A 19,045-nucleotide genomic window follows, 5' to 3' on the forward strand; every position below is an offset into this window, starting at 1 on the left:
ATCTTTCATAAATCCCAACAATGAGAACAAAAACGGAATAACAGCAAGTAAAGCGAAGGAAAGATCCTCCGCTTTACTTGTGATGCATTCAGTTCTTCTGTGAATAGTAACCTTTCACCTGAGGAAAGGCGAAAGAATCTCAAAAATGCTTTTCAAGCAGACGATTTTGTTGTAAAATCAAAGAAAGTGCTTATGTGCGATGATATATATACGACAGGTGCTACTATGGATGCTGCGACAGGAGCTCTGCTAGGGGCTGGAGCAGTGAAGGTCTGCGGTATATTTATCTGCACAGGAGAATAATACATGGAGAAAGGGTGATAAGATGGATATACGCAATTGCAGGAAATGCGGCAGGATATTCCAGTATAGCGGGGAGGGCCCTGTTATCTGTGATAATTGCAAGAGAGAGCAGGAGAAGCTTTTTGAACAGGTAAGAGACTATATCAGGGATAATCCGGGAGCCAGTATGAATCAGGTCTCTGAGGAGAATAGTGTCTCTATAAATCAGATACAGCAGTGGGTCAGAGAAGAGAGACTGGAATTCTCGAGAGAGTCCGGAGTCACCTTTTACTGTGAGAAGTGCGGCGCTCCGATAAGGACAGGACGTTTCTGTAATAACTGTAAGAACGCGATGGCCCAGGATCTGGATAGCATGTACAAGAAACCGGTGACAGCAGTACCACATAAGAGAAAGACCGAGAGGGACGCGATGAGATTTATGGGAAAGCAGGATATCTGAATTGATAGATCAGGACAGGGTCAGGATCATGACCCGTATGGCAATCCGAGAGAAAAGGACAGGTTACAGGATACAGACGGCTGACGGACTCGACAGGAAGTCCTTTGTCTCCTATTACGGAGTCAGGAGCTTCTTCTTCGGAAGCATTCTTTTTTTCCTTGTCTTCTCAATCGTCTCAGCGGCTGTATTTTCATGGTTCGTGATCCCGGTAAGAAGGTTTACGATCGAAGTCCTGCTTTTTTCGGGATTGCTTGGCTATCTGTTTTTCATGCTGTTCTTTCTGCGATATGAAAGGCACAGGAATCTTAAGCGATACGAGAGATACAGTAATACTGTCCGCAGTCAGGACAAGGATATGCAGCAGCTGTCTGCTATTTATGAAAAGGAAGACCAAAAAAGCCACAGGTAAGTGCAATGAAGGTAGATCTGGCGGTCAGGAGCCATGTAAGTAATTTCATAATCAGGAATGAGAATGTGCTGAGAAAGATCCTGAGAGCGATCTGGACTCTTCTCGGAGTAGCTGTTATATCATCATCATTCGGATATTCATCTCTCCTGTCCTCTTTACCAGTGAAGGCCCTGCTTACGGTAGCAGGATTCTTTCTTCCGTCCTCGGGCGTGGCAGTCATGCTTGTCATATATCAGGTGCTGCAGGTCCTCTCCCTTTCCCAGTCTATCGGGATAATGGTCTTCATAATGTTCGCTCTTGCCTATCTTTTCTGCTATTCATACAAGGCGAGATCATATACTCTTCTGCCAGGAATGGCAATACTTTACCGAATCTTTGTGCCATATGTCGGACCTATGGCGGCAGGGCTGTTCGGAGGCTACCATGACGTGACCTCTGTTATTGGGGGCGGAGTCATTGCATATTATCTGAAGACTGTGCATGATGCGGTCCCGTCTATCACGGAAGGTGCTGACGGCACGGGAGCTTTCGATCTGCTTTCGTCAATGGTATCGGGCAGCGGATTTTATTTTTTTATATTCTCGATGATAGCGCTTTTTCTTTCGGTATGCACTCTTAAGAACTTGAAGACCACTTATTCCTGGATAATCGCTGTGATAGGCGGTGCCGTAGCGCAGATGCTTATTGAGTTCGGGGGCCTTATGTTCTTCGGGACAGGTCCGGCCATGCTTTCTATGGTCGCAGGAGATCTGATCAGCATAATGCTTGGTATCGTCTGCGCCCTTCTTTTCAGGAATCTTGATTTCTCAAGGGTGGAAAGGGTCCAGTTTGAGGATGACGATTATTATTACTATGTGACGGCAGTACCAAAGATCCACATTGCCGAGGAAGATAAGGAAATAAAGAAGATAAGCCCTCAGGGGCCTGATGAGCCTGATGACAAGGAGGTGGATACATGACGGCTTTTATTGACAGGATGAATGGCTTTCTGGCCAATTTCGACCTGACATTTCCTACGATACGTGTCATTGATATCGTAGAGATCATAATCATAGCCTTCTTCATCTATGAGATTCTGGTCTGGCTGAAGAATTCAAGGGCTTTCATGCTGATACGGGGTATCCTTGTGATCGTGGCCTTCTTTGCCTTTGCAGCACTGCTGCAGATGAATACTATCCTGTGGCTGGGCGAGAAGCTTCTGAATGTCGCGATAATCGCTATAGTCGTGGTTTTCCAGCCGGAGATGAGACAGGCCCTGGAGCAGCTCGGAAGGAATAATCTGTTTAGGGTACTTGCCAGTGGCTTTTCGAAGAATTCAAACCAGCGTTTTTCAGACCATACCCTAAATGATCTGGTCAAGGCCTGCTACGATATGGGCGCCGTAAAGACCGGAGCACTTATAGTAATAGAGATGGAGACCGGACTATCCGAATACGAGAGGACCGGTATCCCTATAGATGCTATTCTTTCGAGGCAGCTGCTAATAAATATCTTTGAGAAGAACACGCCTCTGCATGACGGAGCTGTCCTGGTTTCAGGAGACAGGGTGGTATCTGCCACATGTTATCTGCCGCTATCTGACAATATGACCATATCCAAGGACCTTGGGACAAGGCACAGAGCAGCCCTTGGCATATCGGAGGTTTCCGATGCAGTGACTATAGTAGTATCGGAGGAGACCGGAGCTGTATCGGTGACAGTTGGAGGAAAGCTGCGCCACGATATAAGCAGCGAACAGCTTACAAGGCTTTTAAAGAGCATCCAGAAGAAGAATTCTGTAGATGAAGAAAAGAAGAGCGAGAGGAGGTCATCAGATGAAGCAGAAAATAAATGACTTTCTTACCAAGAACTGGGGCTTAAAGATACTCGCTATTGTTCTTTCCATAATACTCTGGATTGCGATCGTAAATGTGGATGATCCGAATGAAAAGCGCAATTTCACTGCAAAGATCTCTCTTGAGAATCAGGAGGTTGTGAGCGAGCAGGGCAAATATATATCGGTGGCCGATTCCAATATGTCCGTCACCTTTCGTGTCAGCGCAAAGAGAACGATAATGGACCGCCTCTCAAACAGTGATTTCGTCGCTACTGCAGATCTCAATTATCTGGATGACAAGGGCAGGGTGCCTATACAGATCACCTGTGTGACCTATCCCAGAGCGGTGAACGTGATAGGAGCTACACACTACCTCCAGGTCGAGGTAGGAGAAAAACAGTCCAAGAAGTTTGTGATAACAGGCTCCTATGATGGCAATCCGGCGGAGGGCTATGCAGTAAAGAACATAGACGTATCGCCTAATGTGATCACAGCTGAGGGACCGGCAAGCATAGTAAAAAAGATAGACCATGTCGAGGCTGTGGCCGATGTGGACGGTATCAGCACGAATGTATCTGAGAATGTGGTGCCTACCTTCTTCGACAGTGATGGAAAGGAGATAAATACCACAAGGCTCACTCTTTCGATCTCGACTGTAAAGATCAATGTCACTATGGATTCGGTAAAGAGCGTACCGATAGAGGTGACTACTCCGGCTAATAAGGATCTTCCTTCGGGCCTGTCTGTAAACGATATAAGGGTTTCTCCGGATCACATAGATATCCAGGGAAGCCCTGATGACATGAATACAATATCGCGGATCACCATACCATTCTCGGATCTGGGCTTTGCGGATTCAGATCAGAACTTCGAGACGACGGTCGATATCTCGAGCTATCTTCCAAAGAAGATAAAGCTTGTAGATTCTACAAAGGGAAAGGCGACGGTTACAGTAGATATAGATTCAATAGCTGACAAGACATTTAACGTCTCAACCGGGAACCTGAAGATCAGGAATATATCGGATGATCTTGACGCGACATTTGACACGGAGGCCGTATCAGTGGTATTGTCTGGGTACGAAAACAAGCTTGACAGTATAAGTGAATCCGAGCTCACGGGTTCGGTTGACGTGTCGGGGCTTTCGGAGGGTACTCATAAGGTGAAGGTTACTATAGACCTGCCTGATGGCGTGAAGCAGCAGAATGCTGCTGTTTCGATAACCCTTGAGAAAAAGGAGACAGAGGAAGGAGAATAAGGAATGCTAAGTCATAAATTGACAATCGTAAACCCAACAGGCCTGCATCTAAAGGCTGCCGGAATGCTATGTCAGGAGGCGATGAGGTTCAAATGCAGTGTGACCTTCAGATACGGTCCGGGAGAACGGGGTGAGGCTAATGCGAAAAGCATCCTGTCAGTTCTGGGCGCCTGTATCAGGAAAGGAGACCGGATAAACCTTATATGCAGTGGAGAGGATGAGGCGGAAGCGATGCATAAGCTCGTACCAATGATAATGGATGGCCTTGGGGAGAGGCTGTAGGAAGGAGATAATAGCTATGATGAATTACAAGCACTATGTGAAGAACCCTGTATTAAGCTTCCCGGAAAGGACCTGGCCGGATAAAGAGATCACACGTCATCCGATCTGGTGCTCGGTGGACTTAAGAGACGGTAATCAGGCGCTCGTAGAGCCTATGAATGTCGATGAGAAGATGGAGATGTTCGAGCTCCTCTTAAAGCTCGGCTTCAAGGAGATAGAGATCGGGTTTCCAGCTGCCTCACAGATCGAGTATGATTTTCTTCGCAAGCTTGTAAAAGAAAACAGGATTCCTGACGATGTCAGGGTGCAGGTACTCTGCCAGTGCAGACAGAACCTCATAGACCGGACCTTTGAGGCTATCCAGGGGATCCCGAATGTTATCTTCCATATATACAATTCTACCTCTACTCTGCAGAGGGATGTAGTCTTCCATAAGGATAAGGAGGGCGTAAAGCAGATCGCCATAGATGGCACAAGGATGGTAAAGGAAGGCATGAAGAAGTATGACGGCAATCTCTGGCTTGAGTACTCTCCTGAGAGCTTTACCGGAACTGAGGTAGATTATGCAGCAGAGGTCTGCAATGCAGTGATCCATGAATGGGATCATGCGACTGACAATCCTGTCATAATAAATCTCCCTGCTACTGTTGAGATGAATACTCCTAATGTCTATGCGGATCAGATAGAGTGGATGGATAAGCATCTCGATGAAAGGGACAATGTCATCCTTTCTCTCCATCCTCATAATGACCGTGGTACAGGTATTGCCTGTGCGGAGCTCGGACTTCTTGCGGGAGCAGACCGTATAGAGGGTACCCTGCTTGGAAACGGTGAGAGGACAGGAAATGTCGATATCTTAAATATAGCCTACAATATGTTTTCGCAGGGCGTTGATCCGGGACTTGAGCTTTCAGATATCAAGGAGATCACAGAGGTCTGCGAGAGATGCACCAAGATGACAGTGGATCCTAGACATCCATATGCTGGGAGCCTTGTATTTACGGCCTTCTCAGGCTCACATCAGGATGCGATCAATAAGGGCGAGCAGGCACTGCGCGAGAGGAATTCTACGATCTGGCAGGTTCCTTATCTGCCTATCGATCCTTCAGACATAGGAAGGGAGTACGAGCCTGTAGTCCGTATCAACAGCCAGTCAGGAAGAGGCGGTGTCGCATTCGTGATGGACAAGGTATACGGCTACAAGCTTCCTAAGGTCATGCAGAGAGAGTTTGCAGATGTGATCCAGGATATCAGCGAGAAGGAAGGCGGAGAGGTGAAGCCTGAGCGTATCATGAAGGAGTTCAAGAGGGAATACCTTGAGAAAAAGGAACCGTTTACGCTTGACTTTGTGGATATCGATGATAATACTGAGGACGAAGATACTCATGTTTCACTCGACTTCAAATACAACGGAGAGGCCTTCCATTCTGAGGCTGATGGAAACGGACCTGTCGATGCGGTGAAGACTGCAATCAAGCAGTGCGTTCCGGAGGTTGATTTCACTCTTGTAGACTATTCAGAGCACTCACTCGGAGTAGGCTCACATGCAAAGGCAGCAGCCTATATTGAGCTTCAGAATCCTCGTACAGAGAACATCAGCTTCGGAGTAGGACTTTCGTCAAATATTACCAGAGCCTCGATCAGAGGTATATTCTCAGCATTGAACCGGATGGTGGAGAAGGAGAGAGATTTAGGTTGAGGTGCGAGGCTGAAAGTTTCGAGATGAGAGCAAGCTGAAAGCGAAGCTCGAATCCGAAACGAAGCCGTTCTTTGAGATTAATGAGAGCGAGCCATAGGCGAAGCTCGAATTTAGCGAAAAGAACTTCCTTAGCTGATAAGCGAAGGTCGAACCTAGCGAAGAGAACTTCCTTAGCAAACAGGCGAAAGCAGATATACACGAGGAACTTTACGATGCGTAAAATAATGTTAACAGGGCCGGATGGGCAGCTCGGACGGGCTGTCAGGAATGAGTATGCGAATGACGAGGCGCAGATCATCTCAGTGGCTCATTCAGATATGGCTATCGAGGATCTCGATGCTGTGCTAAAGAGGGTTTCCGATGAGAAGCCGGATGTGATCATTAACTGTGCTGCATACACAGATGTCGATGGCTGCGAGAGGAATACCCATCTTGCCGGCAGGATAAATGCGGTTGGTCCTAGAAATCTAGCAATCGCAGCCCAGAAGGCTGACGCAAAGCTTATCCACATTTCGACAGACTATGTGTTTGACGGATGCGGGAACAGACCCTATGTGGAAAGTGATCCGCCATGTCCGGTCAGCGCATACGGACGGTCCAAGCTTATGGGAGAAAAATACGTAAGCGAGCTCTGCCATAAGTATTTCATCATCCGTACGGCCTGGCTTTATGGGGATGGCAAGAACTTCGTAAGGACTATGCTTGGGCTTTCAGAGTCCCATGATGAGGTCTCTGTAGTGGATGATCAGGTTGGCTGTCCTACAAGCGCAGCAGAGCTGGCCAGGATGATACATTTTCTCGAACGAACGGAGCAGTACGGCCTCTATCACGGAGTATGCACTGGACAGACATCATGGGCGGATTTCGCTGAGGAGATCTTCAGACTTAGCGGAAGGACAACCAGGGTAAGGCATATTTCCTCGGAGGAGTACGAGAGGATGAACCCGCAGTCCGCAAGAAGGCCAGCCTATTCAGTTCTGGGCGACCAGATGCTTTCTCTGATCGCTCCAGAGGGAGGGGGATTTAAGATGAAGACCTGGCAGGAAGCATTGAAAGAATATCTTAATCTATGAAACCACTGATAAGTGTTATAATACCGGCATTCGGTATTGCAGAAGAGCTGCCCGGGATCGTTGGTGACCTCCTCGGACAGCCATTTCAATTTTTTGAAATATTAATAGTGCTTGAGGACGGAGATGATGACACCATAAGCCTTGCCAGAGACCTGGCCCAGTCAGATGAGCGTATTAAGACTTTGATGAGAAGTGGCAAGGGAGTCTCTGCCGCCAGGAATGCTGGTATTGAGGCGGCAAGCGGCGAATATATCGTCTTTTCTGATGGAGATGACCGGGTCTCAAGGGGCTATCTGGGTACTCTTATCGCAACGATAGCTACTCCGTCGAAGGAGGTTAAGAGCAAAGGATTTGCCAGAATTCCTGTGGAGCTTGGCATAAGCGGCTACGATATATCTGATAACGGAGAAGTGATAGGAGAGACGTGCGAGAGCGGGATCAGGGTTATCGATCAGGAGGATTTCCTCTGCCGTCTCTTTTTAATGGAAAATTATCAGGGATATGTATGGAATAAAATCTTCAAAAAGAGTATAATCGACAAATACGGTCTGAGGTTTGACGAGGACTGCTATTATCGTGAGGACCAGCTCTTTGTTCTGGAATACGCCCTCCATTGCAGCTCGATTCGCTACAACCCGGCAAGAACCTATCATTATCAGGTCAGGAAGGGCTCTGCGACCGATCAGCTGTCTGGGGATGACGGTGTCATAGGCCTTGATGTGCTGGAAAGGCAGATGACTATGTGTCTGGCTTTTTCCAGGATGAGGAAGCTTCTTAAGAAGCATGAGGATCCACAGTGGTTTTTAGAGCAGGTCTATGTATTCTATGCCCTTGAGTGCTTTTACAGGATGAGACTTGTCGAGGACAGGGGATATTTCAGGGACAGCTATTTCAGAAGGATAGCCAGAGAGGTCTGCTCGATAGATTATTATCCTCTCGATGAATGGGAGGAGGAGCAGCTTATGGCTATGAAGGAATACGAAAAAACGGGTATTTTAAAGGAGAACAATGAAGTACAATGATCTTATAGTAGGAAGCGGCCTTTTCGGAGCGGTATATGCCAGAGAGGCTCTTGACAGCGGCAGGACAGTGGCTGTTCTTGAGAAGAGAGACCATATCGGAGGCAATGTCTACACAAAGAAGGTTTCTGATATAGATGTCCATGTCTATGGAGCCCATATTTTCCACACAAGTGACCGCGAGGTCTGGGAATATGTGAACCGGTTTGCAGAGTTCAATAACTATATCAATTCTCCGGTCGCTATCTATGGGGATGAGCTCTATAATCTTCCATTCAATATGAACACATTCAGCAGGATGTGGGGAATCAGGACGCCTGCCGAGGCAAAGGCAAAGATTGCCGAGCAGATAAAGGATCTTGATATAAAGAACCCGAAGAACCTTGAGGAGCAGGCTCTCTCGCTTGTCGGAAGGGATGTCTACGAGAAGCTTATAAAGGGCTACACCCAGAAGCAGTGGGGCAGACCCTGCACAGAGCTCCCGGCATTTATCATAAAGAGACTTCCGCTCCGTTTCATCTATGACAATAATTATTTTTCTGACCGCTATCAGGGGATTCCGGTAGACGGATATACAGCCATGGTAGAAAAGCTTTTAAAGGGAGCAGATGTCTATACAGGGCAGGATTTCTTCGATTTCAGGAAGAAAAATGCTTTGAGTGACGGCACTCAGATAGAATATGACAGACTGATATTTACAGGACCCATCGATAAGTATTTTGACTACTGTTATGGTCCTCTGGAGTATAGGAGTGTCCGCTTCGAGACAGAGGAGCTTCCTGTGGATAATTTCCAGGGAAATGCAGTCGTAAACTATACTTCAGCCGATGTTCCATATACCAGGATCATAGAACACAAGCATTTCAATTTCGGAAAGCAGCCTGTGACAATAATTTCAAGAGAGTATTCTTCTGAATGGAAGCCGGGTGCAGAGCCATATTATCCGGTAAACGACCAGAAAAACAATGCCCTCTATCAGAAATATGCCGGAAGGGCAAAGGAAGAGGAAAAGAAGGGAGTATATTTCGGAGGCAGACTCGGAGGCTATAAGTATTACAATATGGATCAGGTGATCGCGGAGGCTCTTTCGCTATCCGGGCAGATCCTGTGAGGTAGAAAATGCTAAAACCGGCAGACATGCTTGACCGTCTCTTCGAGCGTATTTTCACTAGGCATCCTAAGAGCCGACGGGTAGAGCCGCTATACCATAAATATAAAGAACTCATGCTGTATGGAATATTCGGGCTGGGTACCTTTATCATATCTCTGTTTACATACTGGCTGTTTACAGAGCCATTCCACTGGAATATCCTTATCGGAAATGCCCTTTCATGGATCTTTGCAACGGCCTTCGCCTTTATAACAAACCGGAGGTTCGTTTTCTATAACCATGCGCCGGGTGTATTTGCTTTCTTTTATCAGCTGGGGACCTTCTGCGTCGGCAGGGTGCTTACTCTCGGCATAGAGGAGATAATGCTCGGAGTATTCATAGGACTTATACATCTGCCCAACATGCCGGTAAAGATCGTGGCTCAGGTGGTCGTCGTATCATTAAACTATGTATTCTCCAAGATATTTGTATTCAGGAAGGAATAGTGGACCTCTTTTATGAATAACAGGATGGAAAACATGAAGCGGCTTTACCGCATTATTTCCAATATAGTCATTACTATGGTGGTCACGGTTATGTTCGCCTTTGTCTGGGAGAAATGGCTCAATGTACTTCTGGACAGACCTTTCCTGACACTCGGCGGCACAACTATGATCGTCATATATATGGTCATAGCGATCTTTTTTATTCATGGATTCGGCGGATATGAGATCGGAGTCAGCAGGATATCCCATGCCTCGATCGGCTGCGCTTTGGCCTCGTTTATCGTAAACTTCCTTATGATGGTCTTTACGGTAATGATGGTCGGTTACAGACGGCTGGTACCGGGTATTGTAGTGGCCTATCTGGAGCTTTTCCTTGGTGACGTGCTGATACTGTTCATAGTCACCTATTTCCTGACCTGGCTCTACAGGAGGATATTTCCGCCCTATCAGATGCTCCAGATACATGGTGAGCATGTGAATAATCTCGATCACAAGATGGGACTTCGCCGCGACAAATATGTGATCGCGGAGACAGTGATGGACACAGCACCATTCACAAAGATAGTAGAGCGGATCGACAAGTACGATGCTGTACTTATAAATGATGTGCCGTCGGAGCTTAAGAACAGGATCCTTAAGGTTTGCTTTGACAGAGGAAAAAGAGTATACTTCACTCCGAAGATTTCGGACATAATAGTCAAGGAATCAGAGGAGCTGAACCTGTTTGATTCGCCGCTTTATCTGTCAAGGAATACAGGCTTTTCACTGGCACAGAGGATTGCCAAGCGGACTATAGATATTATCCTTGCCTTGATAGGGATAATCCTTACCTCGCCTGTCATGATCGTCGTCGCCGTGATGATCCACTCATATGACAAGGGACCGGTCTTTTACAAGCAGGAGCGTTATACTATCCATAAGAAGAAATTTATGGTGATAAAGTTTCGCAGCATGATAGTGGACGCAGAGAAGAACACAGGTGCAAGGCTTGCATCTGAAAATGACGACCGTATCACACCTATAGGGCGTCTGATCCGAAAGACCAGAATAGACGAGATACCTCAGTTCTTCAACATTCTAAAGGGCGATATGTCCTTCGTTGGGCCGAGGCCTGAGCGACCGGAGATCCACGAGGAGTACTGCCAGAGGGTCCCGGAATTCGATTTCAGACTCTCTGTGAAGGCCGGGCTTACAGGATATGCCCAGGTCTTCGGCAAGTATAATACAACAACCTATGACAAGCTGAAATTCGACATGATATATGTGCAGAAGGCATCGATCCTTCTGGATCTGCAGCTTATTCTGCTGACCCTCAGGGTAGTGTTCCAGAAGGAGAGCACCGAGGGAGTGGATGAGAGTGGGAAAGTTAGGTGATAGGTGAGAGGTTAGAGGTAAGAGGTGAGAGGTTAGAGGTGAGAGGTTAGAGGTAAGAGGTAAGAGGTGAGAGGTTAGAGAAATTAGGGTATAGGGATTAGGGTATAGTTAATACCTGTTATTTCAACTAAAACCTCACTCCTCGGACCTCGCCCCTCGCACCTCAGACCTTGTTCCAAGGAAGTTCTGCTCGCTAAGCTCAAGTTGCGCCTGCGGCTTGCTTTCGCTAACAAGGAAGTTCTCTTCGCTAGGTTCGACCTTCGCTTATCAGCTAAGGAAGTTCTTTTCGCTAAATTCGAGCTGCGCCTGTTTGCTAAGGAAGTTCTTTTCGCTAAATTCGAGCTTCGCCTGTTTGCTAAGGAAGTTCTTTTCGCTAAATTCGAGCTTCGCCTATGGCTCGCTCTCATTAATCTCAAAGAACGGCTTCGTTTCGGATTCGAGCTTCGCTTTTAGCTTGCTCTCATCTCGAAACTTTCAGCCTCAAAGAACGACCTCGCATAGGATTCAGACTTCGCTATCGCTCGTCTTCATCTCTATGCTTTCAGCCTCAGAGAACGACCTCGCTTCGGATTCGAGCTTCGCCTTTGGCTTGCTCTCATCTCGAAGCTTTCGGCCTCATTAACAAGGAAGCTGTCTTCGTTAAGCTCGAACTTCGTCTTCGACTCGTTCTTGCTAATCTCAGACAGCGGCCTCGCTTGTGGCTTGAGCTGCGCCTTTGGCTTGCTCTCGCCTACAAGCTTTCGGCCTCGGACCTCGCACCTCAGACCTCGCACCTCGCACCTCACCCCTCAGCACAAGAAAGGCCATCAATGAAAAAATACATCAAGGGATTTTACGATTACCGCTTTCTTTTAAGCGAGCTCGTAAAACGTGGAATCAGACTAAAATACAGAAAGAGCTATCTGGGGATCGTATGGTCTCTTATCGAGCCTCTCATGACAACCGCGGTTCTGGTTGTGGTATTCGGAGCATTGTTTGACAGACTAAAGGACCCTACCTTTGCGACCTATATCATGTGCGGACGTCTGACCTATACCTTCTTTCAGAACGGGACCAAGGGAGCGAGCAAGGCAATCCGGAGCAATGCCAGTATGATTAAGAAGGTCTATGTGCCGAAATACCTTTATCCGCTTTCAAATGTACTTTATAATTTCGTGATCTACCTGATTTCGCTAATAGTACTGATACCGGTAATGATAGTTTCTCACCTTGGTCCGTCACTTAGGATGTGGAAGCTTATCCCGGCAATAGTGATGCTTCTTATCATAACAGTCGGTGTAGGCATGATCCTGTCGGTACTCGATGTTTTCTTCCGCGATATAGAGTATCTGTGGAATGTGCTTCTGATGATAATCATGTACCTGTCGGCGATTTTCTATCCGGTAGAGCGTATAGCAGAGCATCATCTGATGTGGCTTCTGCATCTGAATCCTCTTTACTGCATAATAGACCTGTTCAGAGGAGGCCTGATGCACTACAGCAATCCTTTCTGGGAATACGGATATCCGATGCTTTTCGGGTTGGTATGCTTTGTGATTGGATTTGTAGCAATGAAAAAGAAGCAGGACGAGTTTATTTTACATCTTTGATAGAGGAAAACCTATGGAACCTACACTAGAGGTGTCTCATCTGGGGATGAAATTCAATCTGAGCCAGGAAATGCACGACACATTAAAAGACTATTTTATCAACCTTTTCGCTCATCATCAGAAGATGAAAAAGGACGAGTTCTGGGCTCTTTCCGATGTGAGCTTCTCACTGTATCCCGGAGACAGGCTGGGAATACTTGGGCTTAACGGTGCCGGGAAGTCCACTATTTTAAAAGCGATCGCCGGAGTATACCATCCGACCACAGGGACTGTCAGGAGAAAGGGAAAGCTTGCGCCCCTGCTCGAGCTCGGAGCCGGTTTTGAGCCCCAGTATTCGGCAAGAGAAAATATTTACCTCTACGGCTCAATTCTTGGATATAAAAAGGAATTCATAGAATCGAAGTTTGATGAGATAATAGACTTTGCAGAGCTCAGAGACTTCATAGAGGTTCCTGTCAAGAACTACTCATCAGGTATGAAGAGCCGTCTGGGATTTGCGATCTGCACGGCAGTAAATCCTGATATACTGATCCTTGACGAGGTGCTCTCAGTCGGAGACAAGAAGTTCCGCAGGAAATCAGAAGACAAGATAATGAGCATGTTTGACGGAAACGTCACAGTGCTTTTCGTCTCACACTCGTTGGAACAGGTTCGCCGCATATGCAACAAGGCCATGATATTAGATCACGGCCATCTGAAATGCTTCGGGGATATAAATGATATAGCTCCTATATATGAGCAGATGACCCAGGAGGATCCTGAGGAGATAGCCAAGCGCGAGGAGCAGGCCAGAAAGAACAGGGCAAAGAAGCTTCGTGCAGCCAGAGCTACCAAGGCACGGGATATAATAAGGATGACGAATAACCTTGACCTGACAGATGAGGCGGCAATGGCAGCCCTTGATATACCGAAGAATAAGTATCAGATCTATCTTGATGTCATAAAGGAGATAGAGGAAAAGGAAGGCGTTCTTACAAAGGAGCAGGCCATGAAGCAGGCAGCAGCCGAGGAGGATGCGATCGAGCGGGACGCAACATTCCCGTCAGAGGAGGAGCAGCAGGCAACGGGCGATAGTGACGACTGAGAGGTTTAGGATTTAGGGTATAGGGTATAGGGGTTAGTGGTTAGCGTGGAGTCTTGAGTGGGGGGATCATCTTACTAGTCCCTAGTTCCTAATGCCTAGCCCCTAGCCCCTAGTCCCTCCCCTCCCTCTTGACATCCCTACCCCAACGTGCTATGATATGAAAGCTTGCGTAATTCGCAAAATTTTTTACAGGAGGTGAAATAAATGCCAACATTTAACCAGTTAGTGAGAAAGGGCAGACAGACATCGTTCAAGAAGTCAACAGCCCCTGCACTTCAGCACGGCTTCAATTCTCTGAAGAAGCGTCCTACAGACACAGCTTCACCGCAGAAGCGTGGTGTGTGCACAGCCGTAAAGACTGCCACTCCTAAGAAGCCTAACTCAGCAATGAGAAAGATTGCCAGAGTTCGTCTTTCAAACGGAATCGAGGTTACATCCTATATTCCTGGTGAGGGACACAACCTTCAGGAGCACTCTGTTGTATTAGTTCGTGGCGGACGTGTCAAGGACCTTCCGGGTACCAGATACCATATCATCCGTGGAACTCTTGATACTGCCGGTGTTGCTGACAGAAAGCAGGCTCGTTCAAAGTATGGTGCAAAGCGCCCTAAGAAGTAAGGCATAAGTCCGGCAGGCCCGGACACACCAGAACAGAGCAGACACTCGGAAGTATTTTACATCTGAAAGTTAGTGTTAGCATTTATCTCAGAGATATATAGCACTTACACATATTTTCATATGTGAGTACCGATGAATTGACCAAAAGATTTGTTATTATCCCAATGGTTAAGGAGGGAAGCAGACGTGCCACGTAAAGGACATACAATTAAGAGAGATGTGCTTGCGGATCCTATCTACAACTCAAAGGTAGTTACCAAGCTCATCAACAATGTAATGCTCGACGGCAAGAAGGGCATAGCCCAGAAGATCGTATACGGAGCATTCGATAAGGTTGCAGAGAAGTCCGGAAAACCGGCTCTCGAGGTTTTTGAAGAAGCCATGAATAATGTAATGCCTGTCCTCGAGGTTAAGGCAAGACGTGTCGGTGGAGCTACCTATCAGGTACCTATCGAGGTCCGTCCTGACAGAAGACAGACATTAGGACTCAGATGGCTTACATTTTTCTCACGTAAGAGAAGCGAAAAGACCATGGTAGATCGTCTTGCAGGCGAGATCATGGATGCTGCTAACAATACAGGCGCAGCAGTGAAACGTAAGGAAGAGATGCATAGAATGGCAGATGCTAATAAGGCATTCGCTCATTACAGATTCTGACCGAAAGCATAGAGATGAAGACGAGCGATAGCGAAGTCTGAATCCTATGCGAGGTCGTTCTGTGAGATTAGCGAGAGCAAGCCGTAGGCGCAGCTTGAGCTTAGCGAGCAGAACTTCATTGTTAGCGAGAACGAGTCGAAGACGAAGTTCGAGCTTAACGAAGACAGCTTCCTTGTTAATGAAAGCAAGCGTAAGCGAAGCTTGAATTTAGCGAAGAGAACTTCCTTATTAGACTGGCTTGTATTTTATTAGGAGAAAAAATGGCTACAAGAGAATACCCACTGGAAAGGACCAGGAACATCGGTATCATGGCTCATATCGATGCAGGAAAGACCACTCTTACAGAGCGTATCCTGTATTATACCGGTGTAAATTACAAAATCGGTGAGACCTACGAGGGAACATCCACAATGGACTGGATGGACCAGGAGAGAGAAAGAGGAATCACCATTACCTCTGCGGCGACGACCTGTCACTGGACAGAGGAGGATCACGCAAAGCCGAAGAAGGGTGCCCTTGAGCATCGTATCAATATCATCGATACTCCGGGACACGTAGACTTCACAGTAGAGGTTGAGCGTTCTCTTCGAGTACTCGACGGATCAGTCGGAGTATTCGACGCAAAGGGAGGCGTTGAGCCTCAGTCAGAGAACGTATGGCGTCAGGCTGACACCTACAACGTTCCTCGTATGGCTTTCGTAAACAAGATGGATATCCTTGGTGCTGATTTCTTTAACACAGTATCAGAGATCCATACAAAGCTCGGAAAGAACCCTGTAGTAGTAGAGCTTCCTATCGGAAAAGAGGACTACTTCAAGGGAATCATCGATCTTTTCGAGATGGAATCATACATCTACAATGATGCCACAGGAACAGACATCACCATCGGTGAGATTCCTGATGATATGAAGGATGAGGCAGCCGAGTGGCACACCAAGCTCGTAGAGCAGATCTGTGATCTTGATGATGACCTGATGGAGAAGTACCTTGAGGGTACAGAGCCTACCGTCGATGAGATGAAGAAGGTTCTCCGTCGTGCTACTATCGCCAATGATGCTGTGCCTGTATTCTGCGGTTCTGCACATCAGAACAAGGGAATCCAGAAGCTCCTTGACGGTGTCATCGAGTACATGCCTTCACCTGTAGATGTACCGGATATCACCGGAACAGACTTAGACGGCAACGAGGTGACAAGAAAGTCATCTGACAGCGAGCCGTTCTCAGCTCTTGCATTCAAGATCATGACAGATCCGTTCGTAGGAAAGCTTGCATTCATCCGTGTTTATTCAGGAACATGTAAGGCAGGCTCTTACGTACTCAATGCAACAAAGGATAAGAAGGAGCGTGTAGGACGTCTTCTTCAGATGCATGCTGATAAGAGGAAGGAGATCGACGAGGTCTTCTCAGGAGATATCGCAGCAGCAGTAGGATTAAAGGAGACAGGAACAGGTGATACTATCTGCGATGAGCAGCATCCGGTTATCCTTGAGTCCATGGAATTCCCTGATCCTGTTATCGAGCTCGCTATCGAGCCGAAGACAAAGGAAGGTCAGCAGAAGCTGGGAGATGCTCTTTCAAAGCTTGCTGAGGAGGATCCTACATTCAGAGCGCATACAAACGAAGAGACAGGTCAGACCATCATAGCTGGAATGGGTGAGCTCCATCTCGAGATCATCGTTGACCGTCTCCAGAGAGAGTTCAACGTAGAGGCAAACGTAGGTGAGCCTCAGGTTGCTTACAAGGAGACCTTCACACAGCCTGTCGATCAGGAATACAAGTATGCAAAGCAGTCCGGTGGTCGTGGACAGTACGGACATTGTAAGATCAAGTTCGAGCCACTCGATGCCAACACAGAGGAGAATCTCGTATTCGAGAACGCCGTTGTCGGCGGAGCTATTCCAAAGGAATATATTCCGGCTATCGGAGACGGTGTTGCTGAGGCAGAGAAGGCTGGTATACTTGCAGGATATCCTGTTGTCGGAGTAAAGGCTACTGTATACGACGGTTCATATCATGAGGTCGATTCCTCAGAGATGGCCTTCCATATCGCAGGAAGCATGTGCTTCAAGGAAGCAATGAAGAAGTCTTCACCTGTTATCCTCGAGCCTATCATGAAGGTTGAGGTCACAATGCCTGAGGAGTACATGGGTGACGTTATCGGAGATGTAAACTCCAGACGTGGCCGTGTCGAGGGAATGGACGATGTAGGCGGAAACGGAAAGATGGTAAAGGCTTTCGTTCCTCTTGCAGAGATGTTCGGATATTCAACAGCTCTTCGTTCAATGACACAGGGACGTGGAAATTACTCCATGTTCTTCGATCACTATGATCCGGTTCCAAAGAACGTACAGGAGAAGCTGTTAAACGATAAGAAGTAAAGGTTAGAGGTCAGAGGTCAGAGATAAGAGGTCAGAGGTCAGAAGTGAGAGATCCTCAGACCTCGCACCTCGCACCTAATACCTCGCACCTTCCACTTGCAAACCCAAACAAAACTTGCTATAATAAAACATAGCGTACAAATTTTCCATAGGAGGAATAAACAATGGCAAAAGAGCATTTTGAGCGTACAAAGCCACACTGTAACATTGGTACCATCGGCCACGTAGACCATGGTAAGACAACCCTTACTGCTGCTATCACAAAGGTTCTTTCTGAGAGAGTAGAGGGAAATAAGGCAGAGGCCTTCGATCAGATCGATAAGGCACCGGAAGAGAGAGAAAGAGGAATCACAATCTCTACTGCACACGTTGAGTATCAGACTGCTAAGCGTCATTACGCTCACGTTGACTGCCCGGGACATGCTGACTACGTTAAGAACATGATCACTGGAGCAGCTCAGATGGATGGTTCCATCCTCGTTGTTGCAGCTACAGACGGTGTTATGGCTCAGACTAAGGAGCATATCCTTCTTGCTCGTCAGGTCGGCGTTCCTTATATCGTAGTATTCCTTAACAAGTGCGATATGATCGATGACCCTGAGCTTCTTGAGCTCGTTGAGATGGAAGTTACTGAGCAGCTCGAGGAGTATGGCTTCGAGGGATGCCCTATCATCAAGGGTTCTGCTTATCAGGCACTTCAGGACGATAAGGCTCCTGCTAAGCTTGCTAACGGAGATCCTCTTGATCCTGATAACCCGGACAAGAACTGGGGAGACTGCATCATGGAGCTTATGGATACTGTTGATTCTTATATCCCTGATCCAGAGCGTGATACAGATAAGCCTTTCCTTATGCCTGTCGAGGATGTATTCACTATCACAGGTCGTGGAACCGTTGCTACAGGCCGTGTAGAGCGTGGTACTCTTAAGCTTAATGATCCTGTTGAGATCCTTGGAATCCGTGAGGATGTTGAGACTTCAACAGTAACTGGAATCGAGATGTTCCGTAAGACTCTTGACTACGCAGAGGCTGGTGACAATATCGGAGCTCTTCTCCGTGGTATCGACCGTGACCAGATCGAGCGTGGACAGGTAGTAGCTGCTCCTGGAACAGTTACATGCCACAAGAAGTTTACAGCTCAGGTATACGTTCTTACAAAGGACGAGGGTGGTCGTCATACACCTTTCTTCAATGATTATCGTCCTCAGTTCTACTTCAGAACAACAGACGTAACTGGTGTCATCACTCTTCCAGAAGGAACAGAGATGTGCATGCCTGGTGATAACGTAGAGATGACAATCGAGCTCATCCATCCTATCGCTATGGAGCAGGGTCTTACATTCGCTATCCGTGAGGGTGGACGTACAGTAGGATCAGGCCGTGTTGCTTCTGTCATCGAGTAATTGATATTATTCATAAAATAAAAAGTCCGTCGGGATTATCCCGGCGGA

At 47.1% G+C, this 19,045-nt stretch carries 17 protein-coding genes and 1 pseudogene; all 18 read left to right on the top strand.

Going from position 1 to position 19,045, the window contains the following annotated elements; all coding sequences use genetic code 11:
• Window positions 1-325 precede the first annotated feature (325 nt).
• The 18 genes and pseudogenes from ACTNCK_RS09915 to tuf all read left to right on the top strand — a co-directional run bounded on the left by ACTNCK_RS09915 (window position 326) and on the right by tuf (window position 18,997).
• Window positions 326-742: a flagellar protein gene (locus ACTNCK_RS09915; RefSeq protein ID WP_441082475.1), complete on the top strand. Its 417-nt coding sequence runs from the start codon at window positions 326-328 to the stop codon at window positions 740-742.
• A gap of 1 nt (window position 743) precedes the next feature.
• Window positions 744-1,151, top strand: coding sequence for a hypothetical protein (locus ACTNCK_RS09920; RefSeq protein ID WP_441082477.1), 408 nt, complete (start codon window positions 744-746; stop codon window positions 1,149-1,151).
• Window positions 1,152-1,156: 5 nt separating this feature from the next.
• The gene (locus ACTNCK_RS09925) at window positions 1,157-2,110 is read left to right on the top strand and encodes a hypothetical protein (protein WP_441082480.1); all 954 of its coding nucleotides are present in this window, start codon (window positions 1,157-1,159) and stop codon (window positions 2,108-2,110) included.
• Complete coding sequence (gene cdaA / locus ACTNCK_RS09930) at window positions 2,107-2,985, top strand: diadenylate cyclase CdaA (protein ID WP_441082482.1); 879 nt, start codon at window positions 2,107-2,109, stop codon at window positions 2,983-2,985. Before ACTNCK_RS09925 ends, cdaA begins: the two co-directional genes overlap by 4 nt.
• Window positions 2,966-4,225, top strand: a complete 1,260-nt coding sequence (locus ACTNCK_RS09935; RefSeq protein ID WP_441082485.1) for a CdaR family protein — start codon at window positions 2,966-2,968, stop codon at window positions 4,223-4,225. The genes cdaA and ACTNCK_RS09935 overlap by 20 nt, the downstream gene beginning before the upstream one ends.
• 3 nt (window positions 4,226-4,228) lie before the next feature.
• Entirely contained in the window at window positions 4,229-4,507 is a 279-nt protein-coding gene (locus tag ACTNCK_RS09940; RefSeq protein WP_441082488.1) for an HPr family phosphocarrier protein, read from the top strand.
• A 16-nt stretch (window positions 4,508-4,523) separates the two neighbouring features.
• A complete protein-coding gene (leuA, locus tag ACTNCK_RS09945) occupies window positions 4,524-6,206 on the top strand; it encodes a 2-isopropylmalate synthase (protein WP_441082491.1) in 1,683 nt (560 codons plus the stop codon).
• A 212-nt stretch (window positions 6,207-6,418) separates the two neighbouring features.
• Window positions 6,419-7,279 (top strand): dTDP-4-dehydrorhamnose reductase, encoded by an 861-nt coding sequence (gene rfbD / locus ACTNCK_RS09950; protein ID WP_441082494.1) that lies wholly within the window; start codon window positions 6,419-6,421, stop codon window positions 7,277-7,279.
• Window positions 7,276-8,301 (top strand): glycosyltransferase family 2 protein, encoded by a 1,026-nt coding sequence (locus ACTNCK_RS09955; RefSeq protein ID WP_441082497.1) that lies wholly within the window; start codon window positions 7,276-7,278, stop codon window positions 8,299-8,301. The genes rfbD and ACTNCK_RS09955 overlap by 4 nt, the downstream gene beginning before the upstream one ends.
• The gene (glf, locus tag ACTNCK_RS09960; protein ID WP_441082499.1) at window positions 8,288-9,409 is read left to right on the top strand and encodes a UDP-galactopyranose mutase; all 1,122 of its coding nucleotides are present in this window, start codon (window positions 8,288-8,290) and stop codon (window positions 9,407-9,409) included. The genes ACTNCK_RS09955 and glf overlap by 14 nt, the downstream gene beginning before the upstream one ends.
• Window positions 9,410-9,417: 8 nt before the next feature.
• The gene (locus ACTNCK_RS09965) at window positions 9,418-9,894 is read left to right on the top strand and encodes a GtrA family protein (RefSeq protein ID WP_441082502.1); all 477 of its coding nucleotides are present in this window, start codon (window positions 9,418-9,420) and stop codon (window positions 9,892-9,894) included.
• 12 nt (window positions 9,895-9,906) lie between these two features.
• Window positions 9,907-11,268, top strand: coding sequence for an exopolysaccharide biosynthesis polyprenyl glycosylphosphotransferase (locus ACTNCK_RS09970; protein ID WP_441082505.1), 1,362 nt, complete (start codon window positions 9,907-9,909; stop codon window positions 11,266-11,268).
• An 809-nt stretch (window positions 11,269-12,077) separates the two neighbouring features.
• Window positions 12,078-12,857: an ABC transporter permease gene (locus ACTNCK_RS09975; RefSeq protein WP_441082508.1), complete on the top strand. Its 780-nt coding sequence runs from the start codon at window positions 12,078-12,080 to the stop codon at window positions 12,855-12,857.
• Between the two features lie 13 nt (window positions 12,858-12,870).
• Window positions 12,871-13,608, top strand: a pseudogene (locus ACTNCK_RS09980) (ABC transporter ATP-binding protein); the annotation flags it as partial.
• A gap of 537 nt (window positions 13,609-14,145) precedes the next feature.
• Complete coding sequence (rpsL, locus tag ACTNCK_RS09985; RefSeq protein WP_441082511.1) at window positions 14,146-14,559, top strand: 30S ribosomal protein S12; 414 nt, start codon at window positions 14,146-14,148, stop codon at window positions 14,557-14,559.
• Between the two features lie 186 nt (window positions 14,560-14,745).
• Entirely contained in the window at window positions 14,746-15,216 is a 471-nt protein-coding gene (gene rpsG, locus ACTNCK_RS09990) for a 30S ribosomal protein S7 (RefSeq protein ID WP_441082513.1), read from the top strand.
• A 260-nt stretch (window positions 15,217-15,476) separates the two neighbouring features.
• The gene (gene fusA, locus ACTNCK_RS09995; protein WP_441082515.1) at window positions 15,477-17,594 is read left to right on the top strand and encodes an elongation factor G; all 2,118 of its coding nucleotides are present in this window, start codon (window positions 15,477-15,479) and stop codon (window positions 17,592-17,594) included.
• 164 nt (window positions 17,595-17,758) lie between these two features.
• A complete protein-coding gene (gene tuf / locus ACTNCK_RS10000; RefSeq protein ID WP_441082517.1) occupies window positions 17,759-18,997 on the top strand; it encodes an elongation factor Tu in 1,239 nt (412 codons plus the stop codon).
• The last annotated feature ends 48 nt before the right edge of the window (window positions 18,998-19,045 follow it).

The sequence above is a fragment of the Candidatus Weimeria sp. HCP3S3_B5 genome, assembly GCF_052064335.1.
Classification (GTDB): Bacteria; Bacillota; Clostridia; order Lachnospirales; family Lachnospiraceae; genus Weimeria.